At 67.9% G+C, this 26,127-nt stretch carries 20 protein-coding genes; 7 read left to right on the top strand and 13 right to left on the bottom strand.

Going from position 1 to position 26,127, the window contains the following annotated elements; translation table 11 throughout:
• The first annotated feature begins 91 nt into the window (after positions 1 to 91).
• Positions 92 to 1,282 carry a sialidase family protein gene (locus tag AB1L88_RS16315; RefSeq protein ID WP_367097741.1) on the top strand — a complete coding sequence of 397 codons (1,191 nt, stop codon included), beginning with the start codon at positions 92 to 94 and terminating at the stop codon, positions 1,280 to 1,282.
• Between the two features lie 16 nt (positions 1,283 to 1,298).
• On the opposite strand, the gene AB1L88_RS16310 is transcribed toward AB1L88_RS16315, so the two are convergent.
• The 4 genes from AB1L88_RS16310 to AB1L88_RS16295 form a co-directional block, all read right to left on the bottom strand.
• The gene (locus AB1L88_RS16310) at positions 1,299 to 2,552 is read right to left on the bottom strand and encodes a glutamate-cysteine ligase family protein (protein ID WP_367097740.1); all 1,254 of its coding nucleotides are present in this window, start codon (positions 2,550 to 2,552) and stop codon (positions 1,299 to 1,301) included.
• Positions 2,549 to 4,033 (bottom strand): RimK family protein, encoded by a 1,485-nt coding sequence (locus AB1L88_RS16305; protein ID WP_367097739.1) that lies wholly within the window; start codon positions 4,031 to 4,033, stop codon positions 2,549 to 2,551. Before AB1L88_RS16305 ends, AB1L88_RS16310 begins: the two co-directional genes overlap by 4 nt.
• Positions 4,034 to 4,096: 63 nt before the next feature.
• On the bottom strand, positions 4,097 to 4,570 hold the full coding sequence (locus AB1L88_RS16300; protein WP_367097738.1) for a YfbM family protein: 474 nt from the start codon (positions 4,568 to 4,570) through the stop codon (positions 4,097 to 4,099).
• 17 nt (positions 4,571 to 4,587) lie between these two features.
• Complete coding sequence (locus AB1L88_RS16295; RefSeq protein ID WP_367097737.1) at positions 4,588 to 5,301, bottom strand: hypothetical protein; 714 nt, start codon at positions 5,299 to 5,301, stop codon at positions 4,588 to 4,590.
• Between the two features lie 311 nt (positions 5,302 to 5,612).
• Here AB1L88_RS16295 and AB1L88_RS16290 point away from each other — a divergent pair, with 311 nt between their 5' ends.
• Positions 5,613 to 7,505: a capsular polysaccharide synthesis protein gene (locus tag AB1L88_RS16290; RefSeq protein ID WP_367097736.1), complete on the top strand. Its 1,893-nt coding sequence runs from the start codon at positions 5,613 to 5,615 to the stop codon at positions 7,503 to 7,505.
• 59 nt (positions 7,506 to 7,564) lie between these two features.
• Here AB1L88_RS16290 and AB1L88_RS16285 read toward each other — a convergent pair whose 3' ends face one another.
• Entirely contained in the window at positions 7,565 to 8,308 is a 744-nt protein-coding gene (locus AB1L88_RS16285) for a hypothetical protein (RefSeq protein WP_367097735.1), read from the bottom strand.
• A gap of 454 nt (positions 8,309 to 8,762) precedes the next feature.
• Between AB1L88_RS16285 and AB1L88_RS16280 the strand changes: the two genes are divergently transcribed.
• Positions 8,763 to 11,741, top strand: a complete 2,979-nt coding sequence (locus AB1L88_RS16280) for an FG-GAP-like repeat-containing protein (RefSeq protein WP_367097734.1) — start codon at positions 8,763 to 8,765, stop codon at positions 11,739 to 11,741.
• 203 nt (positions 11,742 to 11,944) lie between these two features.
• Here the strand turns inward: AB1L88_RS16280 and AB1L88_RS16275 are convergent, their stop codons facing one another.
• From AB1L88_RS16275 to AB1L88_RS16265, 3 genes are all read right to left on the bottom strand, one after another.
• Positions 11,945 to 12,238, bottom strand: coding sequence for a nucleotidyltransferase family protein (locus AB1L88_RS16275; RefSeq protein WP_367097733.1), 294 nt, complete (start codon positions 12,236 to 12,238; stop codon positions 11,945 to 11,947).
• Between the two features lie 54 nt (positions 12,239 to 12,292).
• Entirely contained in the window at positions 12,293 to 14,035 is a 1,743-nt protein-coding gene (locus AB1L88_RS16270) for an RNA polymerase sigma factor (protein WP_367097732.1), read from the bottom strand.
• A 118-nt stretch (positions 14,036 to 14,153) separates the two neighbouring features.
• Entirely contained in the window at positions 14,154 to 15,281 is a 1,128-nt protein-coding gene (locus tag AB1L88_RS16265) for a tRNA-dihydrouridine synthase (protein ID WP_367097731.1), read from the bottom strand.
• A 265-nt stretch (positions 15,282 to 15,546) separates the two neighbouring features.
• Between AB1L88_RS16265 and AB1L88_RS16260 the strand changes: the two genes are divergently transcribed.
• Positions 15,547 to 16,749 carry a class I SAM-dependent methyltransferase gene (locus AB1L88_RS16260; RefSeq protein WP_367097730.1) on the top strand — a complete coding sequence of 401 codons (1,203 nt, stop codon included), beginning with the start codon at positions 15,547 to 15,549 and terminating at the stop codon, positions 16,747 to 16,749.
• 80 nt (positions 16,750 to 16,829) lie between these two features.
• Here AB1L88_RS16260 and AB1L88_RS16255 read toward each other — a convergent pair whose 3' ends face one another.
• Positions 16,830 to 17,183, bottom strand: a complete 354-nt coding sequence (locus AB1L88_RS16255; RefSeq protein WP_367097729.1) for a helix-turn-helix domain-containing protein — start codon at positions 17,181 to 17,183, stop codon at positions 16,830 to 16,832.
• Positions 17,184 to 17,456: 273 nt separating this feature from the next.
• Here AB1L88_RS16255 and AB1L88_RS16250 point away from each other — a divergent pair, with 273 nt between their 5' ends.
• On the top strand, positions 17,457 to 18,788 hold the full coding sequence (locus tag AB1L88_RS16250; protein WP_367097728.1) for a 4Fe-4S binding protein: 1,332 nt from the start codon (positions 17,457 to 17,459) through the stop codon (positions 18,786 to 18,788).
• A gap of 60 nt (positions 18,789 to 18,848) precedes the next feature.
• Here the strand turns inward: AB1L88_RS16250 and AB1L88_RS16245 are convergent, their stop codons facing one another.
• Positions 18,849 to 20,153 carry a hypothetical protein gene (locus AB1L88_RS16245; protein WP_367097727.1) on the bottom strand — a complete coding sequence of 435 codons (1,305 nt, stop codon included), beginning with the start codon at positions 20,151 to 20,153 and terminating at the stop codon, positions 18,849 to 18,851.
• Positions 20,154 to 20,434: 281 nt separating this feature from the next.
• Between AB1L88_RS16245 and AB1L88_RS16240 the strand changes: the two genes are divergently transcribed.
• Together AB1L88_RS16240 and AB1L88_RS16235 are read left to right on the top strand one after the other, a co-directional pair.
• Entirely contained in the window at positions 20,435 to 21,337 is a 903-nt protein-coding gene (locus AB1L88_RS16240) for a DUF6263 family protein (protein WP_367097726.1), read from the top strand.
• 241 nt (positions 21,338 to 21,578) lie between these two features.
• Entirely contained in the window at positions 21,579 to 22,631 is a 1,053-nt protein-coding gene (locus tag AB1L88_RS16235) for a ligase-associated DNA damage response exonuclease (RefSeq protein WP_367097725.1), read from the top strand.
• Positions 22,632 to 23,300: 669 nt separating this feature from the next.
• Here the strand turns inward: AB1L88_RS16235 and AB1L88_RS16230 are convergent.
• The 3 genes from AB1L88_RS16230 to AB1L88_RS16220 form a co-directional block, all read right to left on the bottom strand.
• Positions 23,301 to 23,807, bottom strand: a complete 507-nt coding sequence (locus AB1L88_RS16230) for a hypothetical protein (RefSeq protein WP_367097724.1) — start codon at positions 23,805 to 23,807, stop codon at positions 23,301 to 23,303.
• Positions 23,808 to 23,873: 66 nt separating this feature from the next.
• Positions 23,874 to 25,790, bottom strand: coding sequence for a DNA gyrase subunit B (locus tag AB1L88_RS16225; protein ID WP_367097723.1), 1,917 nt, complete (start codon positions 25,788 to 25,790; stop codon positions 23,874 to 23,876).
• Between the two features lie 45 nt (positions 25,791 to 25,835).
• Entirely contained in the window at positions 25,836 to 26,123 is a 288-nt protein-coding gene (locus AB1L88_RS16220; RefSeq protein WP_367097722.1) for a hypothetical protein, read from the bottom strand.
• Positions 26,124 to 26,127: the final 4 nt, after the last annotated feature.

Here is a 26,127-nt window from a genome sequence, read left to right as displayed (position 1 = left end):
GTCAAGGTAATTGGCCTTGGCAGAACCCTCCCCGATCGAGGGCGGCGAGCCGGGCCTCGGCCCGATCGGGAGACGAGTCGGGAGCGTTCGCATGCGATCAGGAGATGTCGACCGCCGCGGGGCGCTGGTGCTGCTGACGGGCCTCCTGGCATCGGCCTGTCCCGGGCCGCCGACCCGGGCGGCCGACGAGCAGGACGCGACCGCCGCGCCGAGGGTCCTGGAACACGTCGTCGTCTACGGCGAGCCGGGCCGGTTCGCCGGCTGGCCCGCCAATCACGGGATCTGGTCGTGGGGCGATGAGGTCCTCGTCGGCTTCAGCCGGGGGTATTACAAGGATCTCGGCACCCGCCATCACATCGACCGCGACCGGCCGGAGGAACACCTGTTCGCCCGCAGCCTCGACGGCGGCGCGACCTGGACGGTCGAGGCCCCTCGGCCGCCCGGAGTCCTGGTCGGCACTCCCGGCATGAGGCACGGCGTCATGCCCCCCGGCGCGGTCGAGGAACGCATGGTCGACCTCACTGAGCCGATCGACTTCACCCACCCCGACTTCGCCATGACCCTCCGCATGGCCAACGCCAACGGCGGCGTCTCGCGGTTGTATTATTCATACGACCGCGGCCGGACCTGGCGGGGGACGCATCCGTTGCCCCTGTTCGATCAGCCGGGGGTGATGGCCCGGACCGATTATGTCGTCAACGGCCCGCGCGATTGCCACATCTTCGCGACCGCCTCGAAGCGATCGAACGGCCGAGAGGGCCGCCCCTTCTGCGCCCGGACGACCGACGGCGGCCTGACCTGGCAGTTCCTCTCCTTCATCGGCCCCGAGCCCGAAGACGGCTATGCGATCATGCCCGCCACCGTCCGCGTTGGCCCGACCGACCTGGTGACCACGATTCGGCTGCGCAACTCGGAACGGAGCTGGATCGACGCCTACGCCTCGCACGACGACGGCCGCTCGTGGGCGTACCTCGGCGAGCCGGAACCCGACCTCGGCGCCGGGAACCCGCCGAGCCTCGTCCGATTGCCCGACGGACGACTCGCCCTCATCACGGCCCACCGCGCCGAGCCGTACAGCATTCGCGCTCGCCTCAGCCGAGACGACGGCCGGTCCTGGTCCGACCCCATCACTCTCCGAGACGACGGTGGCGGCACCGACATCGGCTACGTCCGCTCGGTCGTCCGTCCCGATGGCACGATCCTCTCCGTCTACTACTTCCACGACCAAACCGGCCCCGACCGCTACCTCGCCGGCACGATCTGGGACCCGGGGAAACCGTGAGCGTGCGCCGCCTCGATCAATCGAACGGCCGGTCGTCGCTCAGGCAGTCGCAAAGGTCGGCATAGACCGATCGGATCTCGGCGGGCGATGGGGGGGCACCGGCGTCGAGTGCGCCCCGGATGCGCCGGGCGAGCGGGCCGCGGTCGAGGACCAGGGCCAGCGGGGCCCACTCGGCTTGAGGGCCGAGTTCGTCCCGGAGCGACTCGAACAGCGACCGCCAGAGGTCGAGGGCGGGCAGGGGGCCGGGGGGGGCGAGGCCGAAGCAGCGGAGGTAGGCGGGATCGCTGATGAGGGAGCGGTCGGCGGCGGCGAGGCCGGAGCCGTCGATACAGGCGAGGAGAATCGGCTCCAGGGTCTCGACGGGGAGGGATCGCTGGAGCTCGGTCGATGACCAGCGCTCCTCCACCAGGCCCCGCACCGCGGCGACGATGAGCGACGCGATCGCCAGGTCGGCCCAGGGGCATTCCTGCACGTCGAGCAGGCGGATCTCGATCGCCGAGCGGTCGAACCGGGCAATCGCGCCCCGGGCGTTCAGCCATTCGTGCCGCAGGATCCCCTCGGGGTCGAGCGGGGCGATGGCGGCGTACATCGGTTCGAGGATCAATCGATCGTACTCGGCCCGCGAGAATGCGGGCTCGGGGATCACCCGGCCGGTCACCTCGGGGACGCGTCGGCAGTTGTGCCGGTAGAATTCCAGGCGATTGTCGAGCAGGCCGGTGATGCGCCCCTCGACGATCGGCGAGCTGGCGGCCAGGGCCGGCAGGATCGGCAGGATCAGGCGGATGGCCGCGTGCAGGCGGCCGAACTCCTCGTCGCCGCAGAACGGCAAGTTGATGTGCACGCTTTGCAGGTTCGACCAGCCGTGCCCCCGGCAGTCGAAGATGCGGTCGAACGTCCGATAGATCGGGCCGAAGTCGTGCGGCCAGAGGGTGGCCTCGCGGCCCGGGTCCATCAGGGGGTGCATCGCCGTCGGCATCAGGCGGGCACCCATCGGTTCGAGGATCGCGTCGATGCGGCGGACATGCTCGTGGAATTGCCCGCCGAGACCCGAGAGCGACGCCACCGGCTCGGTCGTCTTCAGCTCGATGACGTGCGCGGCCAGTTCGTTCGACCAGGAGATCGGGCCGAGATCGACCTCCGACTCCGGTTCCCCCGAAGGGCTGACGGCCGCCAGCAGGCGGTCGGCGATCGGCCGGACGGCGAGCGTCTCCCGATCGACGATCATATATTCCAGCTCGATGCCGAATCGCTCGAACAGGTGAAAGCTCATGATCGGGAGTTCCCCCCGCCGTAACCCGCCTTGCGGCGCTCGATGCGACGGAGGAAGACGTCGGCCAGGCGGCGATACAGGTCGTCGCGGAGGATCGCGTCCTCGACCCCCGCCTCGATGTTCGGGTTGTCGTTGACCTCGATCACCGTGAACTGGTCGCCCGACTGCTTCACGTCGACCCCATACAGCCCGTCGCCGATCAGCTCGGCGGCCCGGGTGGCCAGCCGGACCGCCTTCCGCGGGGCGAGCTCCACCGGCAGGGTTTCATACTTCCCGTAGGAACTCTTGCCCGAGGCGTCTCGCTTGATGATTTGCCAATGTTTGCGCGCCATGAAGTACTTGCACGCGAACAGGGGCTGCCCGTCGAGGATGCCGATGCGCCAGTCGAAGGTCGTCGGCAGGTATTCCTGGGCGACGACCAGATCCGATTCCTTCCAGAACCTCGCCAGCTCGTCGCGCAATGCCTCGGACGTCTCGACCTTGATGACCCCCCGGGAGAACGAGCTGTCCGGCTGCTTCAACACGCAAGGCAGGCCGATCCTATCGAGCACCTCGTCCACGTTTTCCTCGTGCGCAACGAGCGTCTTCGGGGCCGGGATGTTGTGGTGGCTGAGCAGTTCGGCGAGGTAGACCTTGTTCGAGCAGCGGACGATCGACTCGGGGTCGTCGATCACCACCAAACCCTCGCCGGCGGCGCGGCGGGCGAAGCGGTAGGTGTGGTGATTGGGGGCGGTCGTCTCCCGGATGAACAGGGCGTCGAACTCGGCGATCCGGCCGTAATCGTCGGGCCCGATCACCTCGACGGCCAGGCCGACGGCCTCGGCGGCGCGGGTGAAGCGCTGCAGCGCCTTCTCGTCGGAGGGGGGCTCGGCTTCCTTCGGATCGCGGAGGATCGCCAGGTCGTACCGCGAGGCCGCCCGGCGGCGGATCGACCCGCGGCGGCCCGCGAAGAACTCGCGGGCCGCCTCGGCGACGAACGGCCAGTGCGGCTCGGGGACCTCCCGGGCACCGATCGCCGCCACGCCCCGGAGCTGCCATCGGTCATCGGCCTTCTTGAACTGGGCCCGCAACATCGGTGCCCGGAACGCATCGAACAGGTAGCGACTCAGGGTGTCGTAGCGCTTGGCCAGGTTCCGTCCGAAGTAGACGCTCAGGGTGAATGCCTCGGACTGCAACGGATGCAGATCCTTCTGGATCCGTTCGTCCAGGTCCTCCCCGAGCAGGCGGACCATGGCGGGGGACTTCATGTCCTGGATCGTCGTGATCGAGGGCAAGGGGCGGTGCCCCCGGGCCTCGGCCAGCAGCGAGACATAATACCCGGCGCTCTGATAGCGGTACGATTTGCAGAGATTGAACAGCCTGACGTTCCGCAGCCCGGCGAATCGAGGGCCGGTCAGGTACGACCAGGCATCGACGACCTCGACCTCGGGCAGCTCCGAGGGCCAGTCCGTGGTATTGTCGGTCACAATGAGTGTGGGCACGAGGGAAGATCCTGGGGGACGTGGCGTGGCGTGGCGGTGCAGGGCAGGGTCGTACGGCCCGGGTCAGGCGATCGTGATGACGACGGCCCTCCCGTCGTCGCTCGCCCGGCGGAGGAACGCCTTCAGGTCGCGGAAGTAGCCGGTGTATTCCTCCCGGAGGTCGGCCGCGGGCTCGTCCCAGATGTTGGGGTAGATCCCCTCCTCCGCCATCGCTCCCGGGTCGAACCGGCCCCAGAGCTGTGCGTCGTCGATCGGGTCGAGGGCCTCGGCCAGCCGCCGGACATCGTCGGGCCGAAAGAGGCAGACACCCCCGTCGTCTTCGCCGATCGGCTCGCCACCGACGAGCAGGAAATCCAGCGGCGGATCGCCGCCGATGCCCGAGCCGTTCAGGAGGTAATGCAGGCCGTGCCACGACTTCTCCAGGTCGACCGAGGGCCTCGAGTCGTCGTCGAGGATCGCCCCGACCGACTCGGGCTCGACGAGCAGCCGGAGCATGTCGTCCTGGTCGACCGCCGTCAGGCCGCAATACATCCCCATGGGTCGCACTCTCGCGGTCAACGCCCTGCCGGCCGGGGCCGGACGATGAGCAGGTTGGCGTCGTACGTCACGATCCCGAGCATAATCGCCGAGAGCACGCGGTCCATCCCTTGCACGTAATAATGGTCGGCCGCCAGCGGGTTCGGCCAGAGCGGGTCGGCCAGCATCACGTCTCGCGTCTGGGGATCATAGCCGCAGAGCACGACGAAGTGACCGGCCGGCTCGCCTCGGATGTCGTCGTGATCCGACTTCGGGCCGAATTCGCGGGGCATCCGGTACAGATAGGTGGCCGAGAGGCCGGTGAGGATCGGGATCTGCCGTTCGAGGTAGTGCCGGATCAAGGCCCCGTTCAGGTCTCGCATCCGGATTCGGCCGCCCAGGCGGAGGAATTCCAGATACGCCCCGGTGGCGATCCGCAGCTTCGGGTTCTCCTTCAGGGCGGCCTGGGCCTTCAGCTTCTCGGCCAGGTGCGGGGCGGCGGGGGTGAACCAGGTCGGGTCGAAGGTCCTCAGGTCGTAGGTGTAGAGCGTGGCCTCGTAGCCTCGCTTCAGGGCGTGATTCCCGAGCAAGACCGCCAGCGTGCCCCCGCCTTCGAGCTGCGGGATCTCCCGGATGACCTGCTCCAGGGGGATCTCGTCGCCGAAGTAGCTGTACACGGCATCAAGGCACGTCGGCCCGCACGTCACGTCGTCGGGCTGCGGCTGGATCTCGAACGTCAGGCGCGTTTCCACCGCCGACCTCGATTCGGAGATGGAGGGTGATCGACCTCGAGGCCGGCCAACACAAGCCGGCGCATCGGATGATCTCGATCTCATTGTACGTCGCAACTCAACCAAAGACAGTAGCGCGCCCCGTGATCACCCGAGCGACCGCCCCCGAGAAGAGGCCTTCAAGCAACCGAGGGGATTCGCTATAACTCCGGCCCTCTTCTGTTGCTTCCATCCTGGTCTGGGTTGTCGTGACGCAAGGCGAGGCTCAGGTCCAAGTGATCTGAGCAACGTGCAGGCTGGTTCCCTATTCGACGCCTTACCCCGGTCTTGCCATGCCCGACCACGATTCGAGCCGTCGCGTCCCGGTCCCGAAAATCGTCTGGTGCCTCTGGTTCCAGGGCTGGGACCAGGCCCCCGAGGTGGTCCGAGCCTGCCTGCAAACCTGGAGACGGCACAACCCGGGCTGGTCGATCCGGGCCCTCTGTCGAGACGACCTGCCGTCCCTGCTCGATCGGGACGAATTCCGGGCGGTCGAGGGGAAACACCTGGAGCCCGAGGCGTTGAGCGATGTCGTGCGGCTCGCCCTGCTGCGCAGGTACGGGGGCGTCTGGGCAGACAGCACGCTCTATTGCCTCCGCCCGCTCGACGAGTGGCTCCCCCAGGCGGCCCGGCACGGGTTCTTCGCCTTCGATCGGCCAGGCCCGGATCGGATGATCTCGAGCTGGTTCCTCGCCGCCTCGATGGGGAGCGAGATCATCCGCCAATGGCACGACCGGACCGTCGAGTACTGGCGCGATCGGCACGAGCGGGACCATTACTTCTGGGTCCATCACCTCTTCGGCCGGTGCTACGAGGCCGATCCGCACTTCCGATCGCTCTGGGATCGCGTGCCGAAACACTCCGCCGACGGCCCGCACCGCTACCTCCCCTACGAGGAGACGTTGCACCGGCAACCGACTCGGCAGGACCGGGAACTGCTCGACTCGCCCACGACGCCCGTCCTGAAGCTCACCCACAAGATCTCGCCGCCCGCGCCGGGGGAGGACTCGGTCCTGAGGCGACTCTGCGACCGGGCCCTCGCCCCCGATCGGCCCCGGCGTCGCATCATCCCCTCATTGCGGGGGCGATCAACGGCGACGGCTCATCCCCGTCACACGTCAGCACCCCGGAAACGCCTGCTCGTGACGTGGTACGGGTCGTTCGAGGGGCATGGGACGATCGGCGACCTGCTCGCCATGCAGAGCGTCACGACGCATCTCGTCGGCCTCGGCCACCGCGTCGATCACGCGAGCGGCGCCCATGTCCAGGTCCGCGGCGCGACCGGGGCCGACTGGCGTCAGGTCGACCCGGATTCCTTCGACGCCGTGATCTTCGTCTGCGGCCCGATCCTCAAGACCCACCCGGAGACGGCCGCGCTCTTCGACCGATTCGCAGGCCGTCCGCTCGCCGGCGTCAGCGTGAGCATGTTCCCGCAGGGGCATTTCAACTTCATCGACCCGTTCGATTCCGTCTTCGCCCGCGAGGGGAAGCCCGAGCGGTTCGAGGACGTCGCCCTCATTGCCCCCCGCCAGGGCTCGCCCAGCCCTCGGGAGCACCCCCGAGACGGGGTCACGCTCGGCGTCGTGCTCCGCGGCCCGCAGGGGGAATATGGCGACGATCGCTGCCTCTGGAACGAAACCGAGGACGTGGTGAACTGGGTTGCGCAGGCGATCCTCGCCGATCGCGGGGGGCGCGTGCTCGCCATCGAGAATCACCTGCTCCGGTCCGGCATCACCCCCGAGGCCATCGAGCACCAGTACCGCGCATGTGACCTGATCCTGACCTCCCGATTCCACGGGGCGATGCTGGCCGTCCGCAATGGCGTGCCGTACATCGCGATCGACCAGATCCGGGGCGGGGCCAAGGTCGACGCCCTGCTCGGCGACTCGGGCTGGCCTCACCGGTTCCGGGCCGACCGGATCGACCGCGAGGAAGTCCTGAGGGCCGCCCGACGGCTCCTGGCCGGAGACGACGCGCAGACATTGGTCGAGGCCAGGGAGCACGCCGTCCTCCGCGCGAACGACACCCTGGTCCACCTCCAGGAATGGATCGACCACGTCGGTCGCCCTTCCGATCGTCCCGCGAATGGCTGGAGGCGGGATCACCCCCAGCCGGGGCCCTGGAGCTGGAAGGCGTTGCTCAATCTCCGGTCGGCCGCCTTGAATCGCGAATCTCGATTGGGATGAATCCCGATGGAGACTCGCGGGCAGAGGTCGCGCCCGCCCACACCACCAGACCCGATCCGTCACTCCGCGTTCAGGGCCCTGGCCGCTCCCAGGGCCACCAGCACCCCGGTCACGCCATGGGCAACGAGCCGCGCGGACTGCCCCCCGGCGACGGGGATGGTGGGTCGGGCGTCCGGGAAGAGCACCAGGCCGCCCAACTCATAGACGAGGGTGGCCAGCAGGCCACCTACTGCCCCTCCCAGGATGGCCTGGCCGATCCCGTTTTCGTCGCCCAGGCCGATGCCGAAGGCCATCCCGCCGACTCCCCCCATCACTCCCCAGAGGATCGACCGGGTACTCAGCGGGGCGAGCAGTTCCGGGGCAATCGGGTCGACGTGGTTCAGGTACAAGGTGAACAGGCCGAACGCGCCGAGGCCGCAGACGACCGCCCCGGCCATCACCCCGATCCCCGCCCCGAGCCCTGCCATCGGGAGCGATCGGCCGCTGACCCCACCGGCCAGGCCGAGCATCAGGCCGAGCAAGCCGCCTTGCGCGGCGAAGGTCACGGTGGCGTCGAGCACCAGCCCGCGGAGCTGCTCGGGGGAACGCTGCTCGCCGTCGTCCGGGTCGAGGCTCGGGTCCGCCTCGGCCCCGGCCCGCTCGGCCGGGGCGAACAGGCCGACGAACGACTCGCCGGCGGCCCCACTCAGCCCGGCGGCGATGAGCCCGGCGATCAGCGCCGAGAGGGTCGGGGAGACGCGCGGTTGCCTCGGCCCCGGGGCTGAGGGTGGACGGAAATCCGATCCGGGCTCGACGTCGCTCATCGTCGTTCAGTCTCCGCGGTGCCGATGGGAAACGGACGGCATCCGCTCGCGCGTGCCACGAAGGACTCCGAGGAACGCCGCGCCCCGACGCGATTCGGGGCAGATTCCTCGAAACACGACTCGACACCCGCTCCCCGCCTGACTCCGGCCCATTATCGTCGGCGACTCGCCCGATGCAACCGCGAATCCCCCGCCCCCGCTCGCCGAAGCGCCCCCATGCGCCGCCGGCCGACTTCTCCCCCCTCGGCCCTCTGCACGAATCCTTGAATGAATCCGTGCGACACCCCCGGGAATTCTTGAGATGAAGCCTTGCCGATTGGAAGGCCGGGGATCATGATCGAACGATCGCTCGAAGCACGTCGCGATACCCGGGTCGTCGATCAACCAGTCCTGGCACCGATCCGCCCGACGTTGTTCCATTCGGTGCGATGCGATCCGAAGGGGAGACTTACTGGTGGCAGATGCGCGGAGTCTCTCCCCCACCCGGCCCCGTTCGCGGAGGCTACCCGGGCTGATCGGGGGGCTGGCGATGGTCGTGGTCGTCGGCATCGGTGGTGCCTGGTGGGCCTCGGCGCGTCGCGACGCGAGCGAGCTGGGCCTGGCCAATCGCGAGCTGGCCGCCGGTCAATTCGAGGCCGCCCGGGCCCGATTGCTCCGCCTTGCGGAACGTCGGCCCAACCAGCCCGAGGTCGCCTTCGCCCTGGGAAATTGCGAGGCGAAGCTCGGCCGCATCGATGCGGCACTCGCCGCATGGGATCGCGTCCCCCTCGACGCGAAGCTCGGCCCCAGGGCCGCGCTCGAACGGGCCTGGCTGGCCGTCGAGCATGGGCGACTCGCCGAGGCCGAGGCCCCGCTGGCCGCCCTCGTCGATCGCCGCGACGCCATCGGCGACGAGGCCATCCGCCTCACCCAGCGTCTCTACTACTTCTCCGGCCGTTCCGAACGGCTCCCCGAGTGGTTCGAGCGGCAGTGGCGGGCGTCTCCGTCGCTCGATCCGGTCGAGGCGGCCAGGCTGCTCCGGTCGCGCTGGCTGGCCGAGACGCATCCGCCCCCCATCGGTGCCCTGACCGAGGCCCTCGAACGCCATCACCGCGAGGCCCCCGACGACGACCGCGTCTGGCTCGGCCTGGCCGACCTGGCCGTCGAATCCGGCCGGCTCGACGAGGCCGACGCCTGGCTCACGCGCTGCGAGGCCAAACGCCCCGCCGATCCCGACGTCGCCCGCATCCGCCTGAACTGGGCCCTGGCCGCCGGTCGTCCCGTCCGCGCCGAGCAGGCGATGCGGCTCATCCCGGCCGACCACCTGACGCCCGATCGCATCGCCGCGCTTCAGGCCCGCCATGCCGCGGCCCGGGGCGACCCCTCGGCCGAACGGCTCGCGCTGGAACGGCTCATCACGCTCCGCCCCGGCGACGCCTCCGCCTGGGGACGCCTGGCCGACCTGGCCGCCCGCGACGACGACGCATCCGCCGACGAACTCGCCGCCCTCCGCGACCGCAAGCGCACGCTCGACCGCCTGCACGACGACTACGCCGACCTGATGGGCAAGATCGAGTACGGCGAGCTCGAACCCTTGCCCGACCTGGCCCGCCTGGCCGAATCGCTCGGCCGACGCTTCGAGGCGATCGGCTGGTGGACCCTGCTCGCCCGGCTCGACCCTTCGAACGCCGACGCCCGCGCCGGGCTTGATCGCGCCCGTTCCCTTCCCGAAGCCCCGGCCCCCGCGTCCGGCCCCTCCCTGGCCGATCTCATCCTCGACGGCTCCTCGGCCGAAGCTCCCCCACCGGCTGCCGATTCCCTCGCCATCCCTCGCTTCCGCGACGACGCCGAGGCCGCCGGCCTCCGCTTCACCTTCGACCCCGGCCAGACCCGGCTCCGCCAGCTCCCCGAAACCATGTCGGGCGGCCTGGCGCTGATCGATTTCGACGGCGACGGCTGGCTCGATGTCTTCGTCCTCCAGGGCGGCCCATTCCCCCCCGACCCGTCCCGCGACCTGCCCGGCGACCGCCTCTTTCGCAACAACCGCGACGGCACCTTCACCGACGTGACCGAGGCCGCCGCCTTGCCCGGCACCTCGCAGGGTTACAGCCACGGCGTGACCGTCGGCGACATCGACAACGACGGCTATCCCGACCTGTTCATCACCCGATGGCGGTCGTATGCCCTCTACCGCAACCGGGGGGACGGCACCTTCGAGGACATCACGGGGCCGAGCGGCCTCGGCGGCGATCGCGGCTGGCCGACCTCGGCCGCCTTCGCCGACCTCGACAACGACGGCGACCTCGACCTCTTCGTCTGCCACTACCTGCACTGGGACCCCGCACGCGAGGAACCCTGCCTCGACCCCAACCGCCCCGGCGAGCACATGTACTGCATCCCGCGCCGCTACGCCGCCGAGCACGACCGCGTCTATCGCAACGACAATGGGAAGTTTGTCGACGTGACCGAGGCGTCCGGCCTGTCCGATCCCGATGGCCGCGGCCTCGGCGTGGTCGCCGCCGACCTTGACGGCGACGGTCTGGTCGACCTGTTCGTCGCCAACGACATGACGGCCGACGCCTTCCACCGCAACCTCGGCGGCTTCCGATTCGAAGAGATGGGCGAGGTCGCCGGCGTGGCCTCGAACGCCGACGGCGGCTACCAGGCCGGCATGGGGATCGCCTGCGGCGACCTCGACGGCGACGGCCTCCCCGAGCTGGCCGTCACCAACTTCTACGGCGAGTCCACCTCCCTCTTCCGCAACCTCGGCGGCGCCCAGTTCGCCTACGCCTCGGCCGATGCCCGCCTCGCCCCCGCCACCCGGTTTGTCCTCGGCTTCGGCCTCGCCTTCCTCGACGCCAACAACGACGGCCTCCTCGACCTCGTCCAGGCCAACGGCCACGTCAACGACTTCCGCCCCGGCACCCCGTACGCCATGCCTGCCCAACTGCTCCTCGGCCTCGGCCACGCCCGCTTCACCGACGTCTCCGAACGCTCCGGCCCCTGCTGGTCGGTCGATCGCGTCGGCCGCGGATTGGTGGTCGGCGATCTCGACAACAACGGACTCCTCGACGCCTTGATCCTTTCCCAGGACCACCCGCTCGCCTTCCTCCGCTACCTCGGCCCCGAAGGCCAGGCATCCTCACCCCATCACTTCCTCACCCTCCACCTCGAAGGCACCGCCTCGAACCGCGACGCGCTCGGCGCGGTCGTCTCCGTCACCTCCTCCGGCCGCACCCAGACCGCCCAGCGCTTCGGCGGCGGCAGCTACCTCTCGTCCAGCGACCCCCGCCTCCACTTCGGCCTCGGCCCTTCCTCCTCCCCCGTCACCGTCGAGGTCCGCTGGCCCTCCGGCCAGGTCCGTCGCTTCGCCAATCTTTCGATCGACACTGCTTACCGCCTCGTCGAAGGTGAATCCGATCCGCGATCACTTCAAGGATGGGCGACACCTTGATGAAGTGATTTGTAGGGTGCGTCGTGACGCACCTTCGATCGGTGGGTGGCCCCGGTTGCTCGCCAACTGGGGCGGCGCAGCCGCAAGAGGATGAGGCGTCCTACTCCGGGAACCTCTCGTCGCTCCGCGACCCCGGTTGGCGAGCAACCGGGGCCACCCGCGTCCTGCTCCAGGAACCGATCGTGAGCAGGAAAGTTCTCCAATCACGGGACATGGATCGCCTCATGTTCGATCCGGCCGCGCAGCTCGTTTCGCAGGGCGTTCGGCGTCACCAGGTCGATCGGCCTCCCGAACAGGTCTTCCAGGTGGAACTTCAGGTCCATGAACCGATCGAAGTCGGGACGACCGTCAAAGGTGACGAGCAGGTCGAGGTCGCTCTGCTCGGTCGCCTCATTCCTCGCCATCGAGCCGAAGAGCGCGAGGTCCTTGACACCGAACCGGCGACGGATGTTCTCCATCTCGGATGTCAACCGATCGAGGACCGCTTGCCGGTTCATGCCGTCTGCTCCGTCCGACTCCGGGGCATTCGTGACTCACGACGATCATGACATTCAATCAGAGTTGTCCCCGCTTTGCACTCCCTCGGGTTCCTCTCCGCCCCGGATTGCCCGGAGTTCGTCGAGGATCGCGTCGAGCTTCCGTTCGAGGGAATCGATGCGTTGATCCGGAGTCGGCCTGGTGTCCGTGGCTGCCTGACGATGACGATCCGGGTCAAGCAAGATCGTCTCCGAAGCCTTGGATGGCTCGACCGTGGTCTTGCGGGATGATGCGTCGTCCGTGTCTTGCGAGTACGGTTGGATTTCCTCGATCGTGTGCGATCTCCTATGCACGCCCTGTCCCTTCGGGGATTCGTCCGATGGAGGAGATAGAGAGCGGAATTCACCCAAACGGAATTCCTCGTACCTGTCGCGGACGGAGGTTTGGTTCTCGGCAGCCGGCTCGGGGCCAACGATCCGTTCCTCCACGATCTCGGCGTCGGTCAGTTCGGGACCGACAATCCGTTCCTCCACCACCTCAGGTGGACTCCTGAGGGCTGTGACGAGGCGGCGAATCTGTTCGAGCCGCGTGCGGACCTCATCATGCACCTCCTCCGTCTGGCGGATGACGATGCTGTTCTTCGAGGACAGCGGCATGATCAAGCCATCGGGGAGGGTGTCCTCGGGGGTGACGCTCTGAACCGGTAGGGTCATCCTGGTCCATGTGCCGGGCGCAATCGTTGCGGTCAGGAGATCGATCAACGGTTGAAAGTCGGCGGAACCTGCAACTTGCAGGCGACGTGGGCCTTCTCCGCCCTGGGAGTAAGAAAGCACTGTCTTATTGAGTGCAATGAGGTCGGGCACCGCATAGGTTTTCGTGACCATCCTCCCCTCATCCGAGATCCTTCCCGTCGCCGTGGCAGGCGACGGTTCCGGCTTCGACTGCGCCGGGAGCGACGCCCCCGCCGCGAAGACCCCCGCCGACATCAAGCCGACCACCAGAACGCGATGAATCATGCTCGACTCCTTCACCAGTGTCACCGCCGCGGCGATCGCCCCGGCCGGGACCGTCCCGACCAGGCCAATCATACCGCCTTGCGTTGCGGACACCGCGTTCTGGACCGTCGCATGGAGCAACGACCCTCGAATCGCTTCCGAGCCGGATCGCATGAGCAACCCAGGACCGATCAGCACCCCCGACGACGGGGCCAGCCCGCGCCGGTCGAGCCGCGATCGGAGCCGTTCCCGACCCCTCGCCAATCGGCTCCGGATCGTTCCCACCGGCCAGCCGAGCCGGTCAGCCGCCTGGTCATGGGTCAGGCCCTCGACCAGGCAGAGCACGATCGGCAGGCGCTGCGCCTCGGGCAAGCGGGCGATCTCCTCGTGCAAGGCGGCCCCGAGGTCATCGGGCACGCCCGGCTCGAAGGAGGAGGGCATCAAGGCGGCGGCCTTCGCGTCGATCCGACGGCGCCGGGCCTGATCGTCCCGCATCCGGGTCGCCACCCGCACCGTCACCGCGTGCAGCCACGGGCCGATCGAATCCCGGACCCAGAGCGACCTTGCCCGCCTCGCCAGGGTGACGAACACGGCCTGGAACGCGTCGTCGGCCAGGTCGCGATCCCTCGCGATCGACCGCGCCACCCGCTGCACCATCGGCCCGTGCCGCTCGACCAGGATTTCGAAGGCCCGCTCCGCCCGCGTCCCCTCCCGGGTGACGAACCGTTCCAGCAATTGCCCGTCCGACATCCCCAGCCCCGAACCACCCCCGAACAGGGTGCCGAGGTGCCGGAGACTCGCCTCGTTCATCGCTCTGGGCACGGCTCGCGATCCTCCCTGGGCTCGAAGTGTCCACGAGGTAATGCCGGATCGGGCCACGATCAATCCGGTTTTTTCGCGGGAATTTCGCCGAGAGCGCGTTAGGAGCGGAGCCGGTCCCTCACCACTTGTCGATCGGCCCCTTCGGCGTCGGCACGCGCGGCTCGAACTGGGAGGGCAGGGGGGTGCTCGGCCCAGCCGCCCGGATCTGGGCAACGACCGCGTCGAACACGGCGACGCTCGGCAGGTTGACCAGTTGCAGGTACAGCTCCTTCGGCGGCCGGATCGCGTAGCTGTACCACTTCAAGACCTTGCGGAATTGGAGGCAGGCCAGGTGCCCGCCCCGCGTCTCGACGAGGCGGTGGAAGTGGCGGACCATCACCTCAAGGCGGTCCTCGAATCCCGGCTCCGGCCCCGCGGTGCCGTGCTCGGCCCAGTGCAGCAACTGGCGGAACAGGAACGGATTCGAGAGCGACCCCCGGCCGATCGAGATGGCCGCGCACCCGGTCTCGCGGAACATCGCCTCGGCATCCACCAGCGTGCGGATATCACCATTCCCGACGATCGGCATGCGATCGACCGCCTCGACCACCCGGGCAATCCCCTCGCGATCGACCGTGCCGCTGAACCCCTGCGCCCTCGTCCGGCCGTGGACGATCACCGCCGCCACGCCGATCGACTCGAACAACCGCGCCAGTTCCGGCGCGGTCGGGTTCTGCTGGTCCCACCCCAGCCGCATCTTCACCGTCACCGGCACCGGCGAGTGCTCGACCACCGCGCCGACGAGCCGCTTCGCCCCCTCGCTGTCGCACATCAAGGCCGAGCCGCCGCCGCACTTCACCACCTTGCGCACGGGACAACCCATGTTGATGTCGATGATCGACGGCCCGAGGTCGCTCACGATCCTCGTCGCCTCGATCATCTCCCACGCCGTCGCGCCGTAGATCTGGATCGACGCCGGCTGGTCCTCCCCGCAGGTCGAGGCCAGGTCGAACGCCTTGGCCCGCTTCTCGATCAAGGACCGCGCATTCACCAGATCGGTCGTCGCCAGGCCCAGCCCCCCCAGCTCGCGCACCGTCAGGCGATACGCCAACGCCGTGTACCCGGCCAGCGGCGAGAGGAAGAACCGGGTCGGGACCGTCACCGACCCGATCGCCAGCGGTTCCTTCGCCCGCGCAGGGGGAGCCGGCAGTGGGGGCATCGAGTCGGGTCGGCGGTGGGGGGGAGTCGTCGGGGCAATCGCGGACACGATGGCGGGCCTCCTCCATCGAGATCGAGCGGCGAGCGCGGGGCTCGTGGGTCTGGCTCTCATCCCTCTCCCCCGCTCGCGGGGGAGAGGGTGGCCGAAGGCCGGGTGAGGGGGCCAGGCGGCAGGTGAGCCGCAACCCACAATCGGAAACCGCTCTCTAGGTCAGATCGGCGCAAGATTCGTTATTCTAATCCAATCGAGCCCCATCTGTCAGAGCCGGTTCGCGGATTGAAGACTCAAAAACCTCCCCCCTTTGGATCGTTGCATGACCTCCCTCGACGCCGAAGCCTTCCTCATCACCACCGACGACGGCCGCACCCTGCTCGCCGAGGTCGAGGCCACCCCGCGCCCCGGCCCCTCGGCCCTCGCCCGCTGGCGCAAGGCGGCCCCGGCCGAGGTCGTCTCGGCCGCCCTCCGCCTGGCCGAGGCCCGCCGCAAGGGCCGAGCCAAGTTCGATCGGGCCGACCGCATGTGGCTCGACCCGGTCGGGGTCGAACAATCCACCGCCGAACCCGTCGCCCGCCACAAGGCCGAGCGATTCCGAGGGACTCCGCTCGTCGTCGATCTCTGCTGCGGGATCGGCGGCGACGCCATCGCCCAGGCCAACGCGGCCGATCGCGTGGTCGGCGTCGATCGCGACGAGGGGATGGCCCGCCGCGCGCTCTGGAACGCGGGGGTATACGAGGTCGGCGACCGCCTCTCCACCGTCGTCGCCGACGCCCTGCGGTTCCCGATCCCCGACGGTGCCCGGATCCACGTCGACCCCGACCGCCGCGTCGAGGGCTCCCGACGCGCCGCCCAGATGCTCAGCGACTACCACCCCGGCCCCCACGCCCTGCTCGACCTGACCGAACGCGCCCGGGGCGGCGCGATCAAGCTCGGCCCGGCCAGCGACTTCGACGCCCACTTCTATGGCGATCGCTACGAGGTCGAGCTCATCAGCCTCGGCGGCGAGGCCCGCGAGGCGACCGCCTGGTTCGGCGACCTCGTCACCTGCCGACGCCGCGCCACCCGGCTCCCCGAAGGGAGCACCTGGACCGACCGCGACGGCCCCCCCGGCGGCTTCGCCCCGGCCCGCTCGCTCGACGCCTGGGCCTTCGACCCCGATCCCGCCCTCCTGCGCTCCGGCCTCGTCGAGTCGTTCGCCGAGGCCCACGACCTCGGCCGGATCAATGACGCGACCGACTTCCTCACCGGCCCCGATCGCGTCGACTCCCCCTTCCTCGCCGCCTTCGAGGTCCTCGACGAGTTCCCGATCGACGTGAAGGTCCTCCGCCGCGCCCTGCTCGAACGCAACGTCGGCACCCTCGAAATCAAGGTCCGCGGCCTGGAGATCCGCCCCGAAACCCTCCGCTCCCAGCTCCGCCCCAAGGGGGCCGAATCCGCTACCCTCCTCCTCGTCGGCGGCGGCCGCGATGCCCCTTCGCGTGCCGTCCTCGCCCGCAGACCTCCACCGATCACCCCTTGATCCCGCCCCCCGAAGCGCCACGCCCGGAAAATCAAGACGTATGAAAAAATGATCTTACGTGATTTTTCTTGTCGATGGCCTCATCCCTCCTTGGGCTTCAGGCGAGCCTCGGTCCCCTCGATGTTGGCCAGGCCCCAGTGGGCGATTGCGTCGAGCACCGCGCGCAGCGACTTCCCCTTCGCGGTGAGCCGGTAGCGGTCCCGACGCGATTCCTCGTCGGAGGCCGCCTTCTCGACGAGCCCGTGCTCGACCAACCGTTGCAGGCGATCGGCGAGGATATTGGTCGCGATCCCTTCGGGCGACCTGCAAAACTCCACGAACTGCGACTTGCCGCACATCAAGTCCCGGATCACCAGCATCGTCCACTTGTCGCCGATCAGGTCCAGCGTGCACGACACCGGACACGGCGATCGCCGCTTCGACGGGCGTGTCATCGTCCTCTCCTCGTCGTTCCGAAGGCTCCTCAGCGGGACGATCGCAACGCCTCTCCTGTCAGGTGCGTTCAGCCCTCGAAGAGGAACCGATCCGCCTTCAACGCTCGGCGGTCCGTCTTCGAGGGTTCGGTGCACCAGTCAAACGAGGCCGCCTCCACGACTTGGCAATCGTCCTGCCCCTTTCCCTTGCGCCCTTGACAGTATCCGGGAGGAACTTGTAAATTGCAAGCAGTAAGCTTGCGTTTTGCAAGTAAAAGGGGAGGTGGTGAGCTGATGACCCGACTGGAACAGCATCCGACGGTGGTGGCGATCGGTCGCATGCCCCGGAGATCGAGCGGCCCGGAGCGGCTGGATGCGGCGGAACTGCGGCGGCTCTGCCTGGCGGCCGGGGCGGACGATGTGGGGTTCGTCTCGATCGATCGGCCCGAGCTTGACGCCGAGCGATCGGACGTGCTGCGGGTCTATCCGGCGACGAGGACGGTGATCGCGCTCGTCTGCCGGATGACCCCGGAGCCCGTCCGGAGCCCCGCCCGCAACATGGCCAATCACGAGTTCCACGCCACCGGAGACGGGGTGAACGACGCCTCGCGCCGGATCGTCCGCGAGCTGGCCGGGCTGGGCGTCCGGGCGCTCAACCCGCCCATGGCCTTCCCGATGGAGATGGACCGCTTCCCCGAGAAGACGTGGTCGCTGTCGCTCAAGCCCCTGGCCGTCGCGGCCGGGCTCGGTCAGATGGGCTTGCACCGGAACGTCATCCACCCGCGTTTCGGCAGCTTCATCCTGCTCGGGGCCGTGCTCATCGATGCCGACGTTGCCGAGCAGGGCCGGGCGATCGACTACAACCCGTGCGTCAGCTGCAAGCTTTGCGTCGCGGCCTGCCCGGTCGGGGCGATCACCCCGGACGGCGCGTTCGACTTCTCCGCCTGCTATGCGCACAACTACCGCGAGTTCATGGGGGGCTTCACCGAGTGGGTCGAGACCGTGGCCGAGAGCGGCAGCGGCAAGGCCTATCGCGCGAAAGTCAGCGATGGTGAAAGCGCCTCGATGTGGCAATCGCTCGCCTACGGGCCGAACTACAAGGCGGCCTATTGCGTCGCGGTGTGCCCGGCCGGCGAGGACGTGATCGGCCCCTTCCTGGACGACCGGAGCGGCTTCCTCAACGACATCGTCAAGCCGCTCCAGGCCAAGGAAGAGACGATCTACGTGCAGCCCAACTCGGATGCCGAGGCGTATGTCTCCCGCCGATTCCCCCACAAACGCACCTCCCGGGTCGGGGCGGTCCTGCGGCCGAATTCGGTCGGGTTGTTCATCCGTTTCATGCGCAACGTCTTCCAGCGCGGCCAGTCGAGGGGCCTTGCGGCCACCTACCATTTCCGCTTCACCGGGACCGAAGCGGCCGAGTGCACGGTGATCATCCGCGATCAATCGATCGAGGTCCTCGACGGTTGCGTCGGTCGGCCCGACCTGCGGGTCACGGCCGATTCCGCGAGCTGGCTCCGCTTCCTCCGCAAGGAGGCCAGCATCGTCTGGCTCCTGCTCACCTTCCGGGTCCGTCTTCGCGGCGATCCGAGGCTCCTGATCGCCTTCGGACGGTGTTTCCCCTGATCGCTTGATCGATCAATCGCTCGCTCTCGCCCCCGAACGGGCCAGGGGGGCGGCCGATCGTCAACCCGGCGGATCGCCGCCGGGAAAGTCCGGCTTGGTCGCGCGGAGGATCGCCAGGATGTCTCGGCGCAGATCGGGGGTCAGGTGCTCGAAATCAGCATCGCGCCCCCGGCCCGAGAGGATCGCGTCGAGCCGGTCGTAGACGGACCGTTTGGCGATCGGCGGCAGGGCGTCGAACGCCTCGGAATAAATCAGGTAGCTCAGCGGATAGCGAAACAGGCGGGTCTGCAGGTCGAAGTCACGCAGCGATCGGCCCTGATCGTCCTTCGGGCCAAGGCCGGCGAAGTGCTCGGCGAAGCCGGAGGTGCCGGCGATCGGTTCCGACAGCGGGGCCTCATCCACGAACAGGAGAGAGCGCACCAGGTCCTCGGCCGCCGACTCGACGCGGCGGACCGAGCTGGGCGATCGGTGGTCGCTCGATCGGCCGAGCGCCTCGTTCATCGTCTGGTCATAATGCGCGGCCATGCGCGCCTGATAGCTCAGCGCGGTGATGAAATTCTGGGCCTGTGTCTGATGCTCCAGAACCATCAACGCAACCACATCACTCGTTTCGAGCAGATACGGCGAGGTGTTGAATCGATCGGAGAGATCCGTCACATTCGATGCGTCTCGGCGATCCAGCTCCTCCGGGCGGTCCCGATCGCGGACGAAGGCATTGCCCATGTGCTCCTGATCGCCGAGCATGCCGGTCACGAACCACCCGCCCCAGCGCTCGGCAATGGGGCTGGTGTGGTCGGTCAGGAACGTCCCGGCATTGTAAACCGGCTGGCCATCGGGGCTGGGATAGACCGACCGCACCAGATGCCCCGGCACCCCCTGAGTCCTCGGCGTCGCGTGGCAACTGAGGCAGTCGTGCGTCCGCCGCTCGAACTCCGGCCGGCGGGTCCGCACCTGGTCGAGCTGATAAAAGACCGCCCCCTGCTCGGGGTCGACCGCCGTGATCTCCAGGATGTCGCTCCCCGGAATCCAGCCGATGTACACGTCATCGGAGAAGTAAATCGCCCGCGGAGTCCTCGGCGAGATCCGGCTCTGCTGGAAGCTCGTCTTGCTGAACACCAGGGTCTGCGAGGTCGGCGAGACCCCCAGGGCCTCCAGCACCGCCGGCAAGTACCCTCGCCTCGGGTCGTGATCGAGTTGCGTCTCCCCCTCCGCCAGTCTCGCTTGCAATCGGGCGATCGGGTCGTCCACCTCGGCCGTCAGATAGTCGATCGGCGGCCGCTCGAACCCCATGTCCTGCGCCTCGGCCGCCCCCATCGCCAGGACGACCATCACGCCCCCCACCATTGCAGGCAATCTCCACGACATCACACTGTCCATGCCCATCCGATTGCCCCCCATCGCTGCCCTATCCCACGCGGTTTCCATGCAGTACTCCCGGTCGAGCATAATCGATCAGAAATGGGACTTCAATATCCAATTTCCGTGGAATCGCGTCTGGAGCTTGTCGAGGGAGGGGGAAGCTGGTCAAACTGGTGCCTTGGCCCGGTCGGAGCGTCCGGTCTGCGAGCAGTCCGGCGGCCGGGGAGTACAGGCCGCCTCGCGTTTGGGGATCGACCCCCGTGGGGCGGGACAAGGGAGACGACCCGATGCCGCTGCGATCGCGATTCCTCCTCGTGTGGGTGCCGACGGCTTGCCTGCTGCTGTCCGCCCCGTCGGGGGCCGCGGAGACCCTCCGCTGGAAGTTCGCCCAGGGGGACACGCACCAGTACGAGCTGAACCAGACGACCGTCACCACGGCCATGGTCCAGAATCAGGAAGTGAAGACGACGATCAATCAGACGGTGGACATGGCCTGGGAGGTCGATTCGGTCAACGACGACGGCTCCGCCCGGGTGGCGCAGACGATCGAGCGGGTCCGGGTGTCGCTCGATTCCCAGTTCGCCAGCTTCGCCTACGATTCGCAGGACGACGCGGCCGGCGAAGGCCCGGCGGCGATGCTCAAGCCGGTCATCGACGCCCTGGTCGGCTCTCGGGTCGTGCTGGTCATGAATACCCGGGGCGAGGTCAGCGACGTGGAGGTGCCCGACGAGATGATCGAGCGCCTCCGCAATGCCGGCCCCGGCGCCCAGGCCCTGCAGAACCTCGCCTCGGCCGAGGGGATGAAGGGATTGATCGGCCAGTCGACCTTGATCTTGCCCGAGGAGGAGGTCGAGGCCGGCGCGTCCTGGACCCGAAATGTGGAGCTGCCCACCCCCCAGGGCGTCCTCGCCCTGACCAACACCTACACCCTGGAGGAGGCCGAATCGGATTCGGCCGCCCGGATCGCCCTCTCCATGAACATCGACGACTTCAAGGTCGCCCCCGATTCTCCCTTCGAGATGAAGGTTGAGGAGCAGTCCGGCACCGGCACCTACACCTTCGACACGTCCGCGGGCCGCCTCGCCTCGTCCGAGGTCAAGCAGGGCCTCCGAGCGGTCATCAGCGTCCAGGGCCAGGAGATCACCTCCGTCACCGACTCCAACGCCACCTTCACGCGTACCGGCGATTGACCCGCCGAATCGGCATGACGATGGTTCCCGATTACGGTTACCGATCGCGAGAGGCGTCGATCGACGGAGCCCCCTCCCTCAGGCATCCTTGCCGGAGGGGGCTCCGCCCCCGATCCGGACCCCTCGACCGATCGGAAACCGCGCTCAAGAGACCGGGCCCGCCGCCTCGCCCCCGGTCACCTCGGGAATCGCCCCCCTCCCGACCCTCCCCGGTCGCACCGAACCGGCTACACTCAACGGAATGAAGACCGCCGATGCCGTCCTGCAACTGAGCCCGGCCGGCCTGTATTGCCCGGCCGGCGACTTCTACATCGACCCCTGGGTCCCGGTCGATCGGGCCGTGATCACCCATGCGCATGCCGATCATGCCCGCTGGGGATCGCGGCGCTACCTCACAGCCCGCGAAGGGGCCGGGGTGCTCCGCGTCCGGGTCGGCGAGGAGCCGGTCATCGACGCGACGGCCTACGGTGACGTGACCGAGGTCAACGGCGTCCGCGTCTCCCTCCACCCGGCGGGGCACATCCTCGGGTCGAGCCAGGTCCGGGTCGAGCACAAGGGGCACGTCTGGGTCGTCTCCGGAGACTACAAGGTCGGCCCCGATGCCACCTGCTCGACCTTCGAGCCCGTGCGCTGCCATGCCTTCATCACCGAGTCGACCTTCGCCCTGCCCATCTACCGCTGGCCCGAACAGGCCGAGATTTTTCATTCCATCAACACCTGGTGGCGTGCCAATGCCGATGAGGGGAAAGTCTCCCTCCTCTACGCCTATGCTCTGGGCAAGGCCCAGCGCCTGCTCTCCGGCCTCGACCCCTCCATCGGCCCGATCTTCTGCCACGGGGCGGTCGAGAAACTGAACGCCGCCTACCGCGAGGCGGGCGTCCCATTGCCGCCGACCCAGTACGCCGGGACCGCCACCAACCGTTCCGCCTGGGCCCGCGGCATCGTCGTCGCCCCGCCCTCGGCCCACGGGACCCCCTGGTCGCGCAAGTTCAGCCCCTCGTCGTCGGCGTTCGCTTCCGGCTGGATGGCCATTCGCGGCACCCGACGCCGCCGCGCCGTCGACCGCGGCTTCGTCCTCTCCGACCACGCCGACTGGCCCGGCCTGGTCGGCGCCATCGACGCCACCGGGGCCGAAACCGTCTGGGCCACCCACGGCTATTCCGCCGTCCTCGTCCGCTGGCTCCGCGAGCACGGCAAAGACGCCCAGGTCGTCGCCACGCGATTCGTGGGTGAAGGGGACATTGATGGGGATGATGAGGAAGTACGGGGTCGAGAATCGATCGAACGCCCGTAAAGGAAACGGATCAAGCCGGGCCAGGCTCGGGGGCGTCATCGTCCGAGTCGTCTTCGACGCCGAATTCGGTGGCGGTCAAACGATCGAGATCTCTCGGCCCGTGAATGATTCGGAGGATTTCGACTCCGCCCGGAACGATCCGATTAAAGACCAGTAAGCATCGGTGCCGGGAGACTGGCAGGAACCGGATCTCGGCCGGGATCGGTCGTCCGGGTTCATAACGTGCGCCGAGGCCAGGCATGGATGCCAGCCGTTGGATGGTTTCCTCCGCGCATCGGAGGAATTGGACGGCCTGAACGGCCCACTCTGGCGGCGGATGAATTCCGCAATTTCGGCCAGATCCCGACGACACGGAGGGAACTTGCGGACCTTCATGATCCAGTTCGTTCTTGTCGATCCCGTTCCCAGACTTCTCGCTCGAGTTCATCCCAATCTTCGCGAGTCATTGGGGTTGCCGGGCCGCTTTCAATCGCCTCGATGAGCTTCGCATCGATCCCGGCCTACGCCTGGCGGAGTTGGGCCTCCTGGACGAGGGCCAAGAGGTACTCACCGGCCGAGGCACAACCCTGCTCGGCTGCCTGGGCTTCGATGAATAACCTCATCTCATCGGGAAGAGTGATCGAAAGAGTTGACATGCTCGGTACCTTCTCGGCGAAGCGGGAATTGATCTCATGGCGGTCCTACTGATCCGGACAGAGGTCGGTTCTCATCGGATCGAGGATGAATCGAGCTCGTGAGGGTGATGAGTCCGGCTGCCGAGGCGAGGACGACCCCGATCACTCCATGGCCGACTCGGAGATATTGCTCGCGGTGTTTCGTGCGGAACTCTGTCTCACACGCAGCGCAGGAGCAGTATTCGAAGAGAAGCGCTTGCGAAGCCAGGAAGGCGTTGTCATACGTTGCATCGTGAAGTTTCGTCAACCATCGGCTCGTCGGGAGGTCCGGTGTGAGCGAGGTGTGGGGGCCTTCGAGTCCTGCACCGAGGCCCAGGGCCAGGTAGCCCCAACCGGAAATCGCGGCTGCCGTCATGAACCGGCGAGCACTTTTGCGAAGCACGAACGCCCCGAGGATGGCCGCCGCGTAGAGCCCGAGAAGGAGCGTGAAGATCGGATCGAGCCAGCCCCCGGCACCGGGACGCAGCAACGCGACGGCGATGCCGGTGAGCAGCACGAGCATCAGGAGCCTTGAGATGATGCAAGAACGTATCGTCATCGTCGCCGAGAGCCGCGTGAGGTCGGTTCGCTAGATATCAATATCCCGCGCCGAGTAGGCTTCTTCCATGATGAACTTGAACCGGGCCTCCGGTTCCTTGCCCATCAGGTCGGAGACGGTGTGGTCGGTGTACGAGCGGTCGTCTTCGGGAACGGACACGCGGAGCAATCGACGGCGGGCCGGGTCGAGGGTGGTCTCGAACAGGAGCTTGGCGGGCATCTCGCCTAGCCCCTTGAACCGCGTGATCGTGGGCTTGGCGTTCTTGGGGAGCTTGTTCAGGATCGCGTCGCGCTCGCGGTCGTCGGCGGCCCAGTAGTTTTCCTTGCCGTACGTCACCTTGTAGAGCGGGGGGCAGGCGAGATACACCCGCCCGGCATCCATCAAGCCCGGCAAGTGCCGATAGAAGAACGTGAGCAACAGGGTGGCGATGTGGTGGCCGTCGCTGTCGGCATCGGTCAGGAGGATGACCTTGCCGTAGCGCAGTCGGGCCGGGTCGAAGTGCTCGTCGATCCCGCAGCCCAGGGCGCTCACCAGATCGGTCAGTTCCTTATTTTCCAGGAGCTTTCCCTTCGTCGCCTGCTCGGCGTTCAGGACCTTGCCGCGCAGCGGGAGAATCGCCTGGATGTGCCGGTCGCGCCCCTGCTTGGCCGATCCGCCGGCCGAATCCCCCTCGACGATGAACAGCTCGGAGCGCTCGGGGTCGGTGCTGTCGCAGTCGTGCAGCTTGCCGGGCAGGTTCAGGCGGTTGCTGATCGCCGTCTTGCGCCGGACCTGGCTCGCGGCCGCCCGGCTGGCCTCTCGGGCCCTGGCCGACTGGATCACACGATGCACAATCGTATCGGCAATGCTCTTATTCTTGATCAGGAAGTCTTCGAGCCGGGGGCGGACCATCGAATCGACGAGTGCCCGGACCTCGGGGTTGTTCAATCGCCCCTTGGTCTGCCCCTGGAACTGCGGCTCGCGGACGCAGACCGAGAGCACCGCCGTCAGCCCCTCGCGGATGTCCTCGGCCTTGATCTCCGGCCCTTTCTTCGCCAGTTCGTGATCCTTGATGAACTTCTGCACGGCCGCCCGCACCGCTTCCCGCAAACCCGACTCGTGCGTGCCGCCGTCCCGCGTGGGAATCGTGTTCACGAATGAGCGAATGTCCTCGTCCGTCGCCTCGGTCCAGGCCAGGGCCACCTCCAGCCGAAGGTCGTCCTCCTCCCGCTCCAGCACGAAAGGGGAGGCGGACACGCGGACATCCTCTCGACTCTGATTCACCGCGTCGAGGAAGTCGCTCACGCCGCCGTCGTGGCGGTACTCCACCGAGGTGCCGGCCCGCTCGTCCACGAACTGGATCGACAGCCCTTTGTTCAAGTAGGTCTTGACTTCCAGGCGCTCGGCGATCAGGTTCGGGTCGTAGACCGCGTCGACGAAGATTTCCGGGTCGGGCGTGAAGCTGACCGTCGTGCCCGACCCCCGCGCCGGATCCCCCTTCTCGACGTTCCCCTGCGACTTGCCCCGCGTGTAGCGCTGAGTCCAGACGAAGCCGTCACGCTTGACCTGCACGTCCAGCCGCTCGCTCAACGCGTTGACGACGCTCGCCCCCACCCCGTGCAGACCGCCGGCCACCTTGTAGGCGTCGTTGTCGAACTTGCCGCCGGCGTGCAGGGTGGTGAAGATTACTTCCAGGGCACTTTTTCCGGTCTTCGCATGCACATCAATCGGGATGCCTCGCCCGTTGTCCGACACCGAGCAGGTCTTCCCGTTCTTCGACAGGGTGACGACGATCCGGGTGGCGTGGCCGTTCATCACCTCGTCGATCGCGTTGTCGACGATCTCCCAGAGCAGGTGGTGCAGGCCCGCCTTGTCCACCCCGCCGATGTACATGCCCGGCCGTCTCCGGACGGCCTCGAGCCCCTCCAGGACGGTGATCGATTCGGCGTTATAGGTTCCAACGGCCATCGGCTTCGATCCTTCTCGGGTCGGGTCGGGTCGGGTCGGGTCGGGTCAGCGGTCGGTGTCGGGGTCGAGCGGCTGGAACAACTCGGCCCGGCGTTCCTGGCGGGTCGGTTCGCCGAACCAGCGACGCGGGTTGCCGCACATCCAGCACGAACAGGAGGCCAGGTGATCGTGGGCCTTCCGGGCGAAGCGTTCCCGCTCCCGGGTGCTCATGAAGGAAAGCTTGATGGAGCGTTTCGCCCGAGCGATCATTCGGCTGCGGTGATGCCGTCGGGCGGCCCGCGCTTGCTTCGCCGAGGGCGTCGGCGGCTCTCCCGGCTTCGATTCCTCGCTCATCGGT

Source organism: Tautonia sp. JC769 (assembly GCF_040717455.1).
Classification (GTDB): domain Bacteria; phylum Planctomycetota; class Planctomycetia; order Isosphaerales; family Isosphaeraceae; genus Tautonia.
The sequence above is the reverse complement of the archived record's forward strand: the minus strand, read 5'-3'. Positions and strand labels throughout refer to the sequence as shown.